A 3,422-nucleotide genomic window follows, 5' to 3' on the forward strand; every position below is an offset into this window, starting at 1 on the left:
CCACAGGACGATCCGGTCGGCGTCGACGTCCGGCCGCGCCGCGACCGTGGCGACCGCCGCCCGGACGTCGTCCTGCTGCCGCGACGGCGAGACGACCTGTCGGGGCCCGCCGTCAGATCGTCCGAAGCCTCGGTAGTCGATCGCGAACGCCGAGTACCCGGCGGCGGCAAAGGCCTCGGCGAACTGGAGCAGGCCCGAGTCGGCCGTTCCGCCCAGTCCGTGTGCCAGGACGACGCACGGTGCCCGATCCGTCCCGGCCGCGGGTAGGAACCACCCGCGGCAGGTGTCCCCCCCGGAGCGGAATTCGAGGTCGAGGGGGGTGATCTGGCTGGTCACGAGGGTTCTCCTGGGTTGTCGACCGCAGGGTCCGGGCGGCCGTAGATGGCCCGGACCCACAGGTCTGAGGCGGTGGCGATCATGGGTTCGCGATCCGCACCGGGGTCGTAGACGAGGTGTTCGAGAACCGATTCGTTGATCTGGATCAGCGCGTTGGCCAGCGAGTCCGGGTCGGCCCCGTCGGGGGCCCGGCCGGCCGCCCGCTCGGAGCGGATGTACTCGGCGATGGGCGTCGCCAGCTCGGCCCGCCCCTCGTTCCACAGGCGGCGCATGGGCTCGTGCGTGGTGCGTGCGGTGAGCAGGGCACGGTAGACGTGCGCGTTGTCGACCATCCGGTCCGCCAGGCGGCTCAGCGTGGTCGACACGCGGGACCGGAAGCGGCCGTCGGAGTTCACCAGCATGTCGTTCGACTTGGCGGCGGTCGCCTGGATGGAGGAGAGCAACACGGTCACCGCCGCGGCCTTGGAGTCGAAGTAGAAGTAGAACGCCGATCGGGTGATGCCGGCCGCGTCGGTGAGGTCGGCCACCGAGATGTCGTCGAGTTTGGTGGTGCGCAGCTGCCGGTCGAGCTCGGCCAACAGGGCCTCGCGGCGTCGATCGCCGCGGGGTGAACCGTTCGCGCCCTCGCCGGAGGTGCCGTTCCCGCTCACGCGGGCGCCGCCGTCCGGATCATCCCACCGGAGCGGGCCGCGCGCTCGCGGCCCTCCGGGATCTCCCGGGTCCGCAGGTCGTGCTCGTAGAGGAAGTAGTCCACCTGTTGTTGGTGCCGCGGGGTGTCGAGCATGTGCCCGATGTACTTCTTCTCGTCGGCCACGATGACCTGCTCCATCTCCGCCCGGTCCGGCGTGCGGTACAGGCCGGCCGCCCACGCGGCCGCCAGCCGGGCCTGGGCCTCGACGAACGGGAACAGCGTGGGCGTGGACTGGGCGAAGCCGACCATCACGAGGTCGTCGATGCCCGGGGAGAACATCCGCTTGTAGAGCGGCACGTGGTTGTGGGCGTCGGCGCTGAGGAACTCGGGGTCGAAGAAGGGGAACGAGGTGTTGTAGCCGGTGGCCTGGATGACGACGTCGAACTCCTGCGCCGTGCCGTCCTCGAAGTGCACGGTCCGCCCCTCGAACCGGGCGATGTTGCCCTTGGCCGTGATGTCCCCCGAGCCGAGTCGGAGCGGCAACTCGACGGACTGGGTGGGGTGCGCCTCGAAGAACTTGTGGTTGGGCGTGGGAAGTCCGTAGGACTCCGGCCGGCCCGCCGACATCGGTTGCATGGCCTGGATGGCCTTGCGCTGCCACGAGTAGGGCAGGAACGGGAACGTGGCGAAGTACTTGTCGGCCGGCTTGCCCGCGATGTACTTCGGGACGATCCACGCGCCAGACCGGGTGGAGATCACCACCTCGTTCCGCATCACCTTGGAGGACAGCTCCACCGCGATGTCGGCGGCGCTGTTGCCCAGGCCCACCACGAGGATGCGCTTGTCCAGCAACTCGAGCGGGTCCCACGGGTCGACGTAGGCGTGCGAGTGGATCATCTCGCCGGTGAACTCGCCCGGGAAGTCGCCGAACCGCGGGTCCCAGTGGTGTCCGTTGCCCACCACCAGTGCGTCGAAGCGGCGGGTGCCGGTGCGTTCGGTGGTCAGCTCCCAGCCGCCGCCCTCGAGCCGTTCGGCGTGCAGGACCCGGTTCTCGAACTCGATGCGGCGCAGCAGGTCGAAGGCCTCGGCGTAGTCGTCGAGGTACTGCTTGATCTGCGAGTGGTGCGGGAAGTCCGGGAACTCCTCGGGCATGGGGAAGTCCCGGAAGCTCAGCTGATGCTTGGAGGTGTCGATGTGCAGCGACCGGTACGCGCTCGAGCTCCCGTTGGGGTTGTCGAACGCCCAGTTCCCGCCGATCCGGTCGGACGCCTCGAAGCCCACCGCCTCGATGCCGTAGTCGTCGAGCATCTTGAGGGTGGTGAGACCGCTGATGCCCGCGCCGATGACGGCGACAGTGGGGGTGGGTGTCATGGAAACCTCTTCGGGCCGGGGACCGCCGCGCCGGAAAGCTATGGCGCGAATCACATTGCGGTCCTAGATTATGGCCAGGGATTGACGGGCGTCAACAGCGTCCCGCGCGCGCTGACGGGGCACCCCGCCCCGGGCCCCATCCCGGACGGAGGCGGAAATGGCAGACGACACGACCGGTAGGCGGCACGCGGTGGTGGTCGGTGGCGCATCCGGGATCGGATGGGCCACGGCGCAACAGCTCGCCTCGGACGGGTGGCGGGTGACGGTGGCCGACGTCAACGGCGACCTCGCCGAGGCGCGCGCGGCCGAGTTGACCGGCCCGGCCGACGCCCCGGCCCGGGGCCACGAGCACAGGGTCGTCGACGTGGTGAACGAGTCGTCGGTGGAGGCGCTGTTCACCGGTATCGCCCCCGAGCTGGTCGTCACCACCGCCGGGGTGAGCACGCTCGGGCTGGTCACCGACCACGACACCGCGGAGTTCAGGCGAGTGGTGGACGTGTGTCTCACCGGCGCGTTCCTCGTGTTCAAGCACGCCGGAGGCGTGGTCGGTGAGGGCGGCTCGATCGTCGCTATCGCCTCGCTCAACGCGCGGCAACCCGGACGGGGGATGGCCGCGTACTGCGCGGCCAAGGCTGGCCTGGTGATGCTCGCGCAGGTCGCCGCGCTCGAGCTCGGGGAGCGGGGGATCCGGGTGAACACGGTCTCGCCCGGGTTCCTGGTCACCCCGCTCACCGAACCGGTCCTGCAGATCCCCGGGCTCGCCGAGGAGTACGCCGAGAACGCGGCGGTCCCGCACCGGGGCACCGCGGAGGACGTCGCTCGGGCGGTGCTCTACCTCGCCGACTCGCCCTGGATGACGGGGGAGGACCTGGCCGTTGACGGCGGGGCCCAGTTGCGCCGCTATCCGGACGTGCTCGGCCTGGCGACCAAGGCGTTCTCGTGAGGCCGGGTCGCGGCCGCGCGACAAACGGACGCCGGGGTGCGGGCCGCGGGAGAAGCCGCTCCGGCACCCCGGGATTCGCCGGGAGATCCGCGATCGTCACCGGAGGTGGCTCGGGGATCGGCGCCGCACTGGCCCGCGCCC

4 protein-coding genes are annotated in these 3,422 nt (G+C 70.6%); 1 reads left to right on the forward strand and 3 read right to left on the reverse strand.

All coding sequences use genetic code 11. The annotated features are described in order from the left end of the window. The 3 genes from G6021_RS05205 to G6021_RS05215 all read right to left on the reverse strand — a co-directional run. Positions 1 to 336: alpha/beta fold hydrolase (locus G6021_RS05205; protein WP_182640787.1), on the reverse strand; the 336-nt coding region annotated here is incomplete at its 3' end. Beyond that, positions 333 to 986 carry a TetR family transcriptional regulator gene (locus G6021_RS05210; protein ID WP_182640788.1) on the reverse strand — a complete coding sequence of 218 codons (654 nt, stop codon included), beginning with the start codon at positions 984 to 986 and terminating at the stop codon, positions 333 to 335. The genes G6021_RS05210 and G6021_RS05205, both read right to left, overlap by 4 nt. Next, positions 983 to 2,338 (reverse strand): NAD(P)-binding domain-containing protein, encoded by a 1,356-nt coding sequence (locus tag G6021_RS05215; RefSeq protein WP_182640789.1) that lies wholly within the window; start codon positions 2,336 to 2,338, stop codon positions 983 to 985. Before G6021_RS05215 ends, G6021_RS05210 begins: the two co-directional genes overlap by 4 nt. A 157-nt stretch (positions 2,339 to 2,495) precedes the next feature. Here G6021_RS05215 and G6021_RS05220 point away from each other — a divergent pair, with 157 nt between their 5' ends. After that, positions 2,496 to 3,281 carry an SDR family oxidoreductase gene (locus G6021_RS05220; RefSeq protein ID WP_182640790.1) on the forward strand — a complete coding sequence of 262 codons (786 nt, stop codon included), beginning with the start codon at positions 2,496 to 2,498 and terminating at the stop codon, positions 3,279 to 3,281. Positions 3,282 to 3,422: the final 141 nt, after the last annotated feature.

Source organism: Dietzia sp. CW19, from assembly GCF_014145265.1.
Classification (GTDB): domain Bacteria; phylum Actinomycetota; class Actinomycetes; order Mycobacteriales; family Mycobacteriaceae; genus Dietzia; species Dietzia natronolimnaea.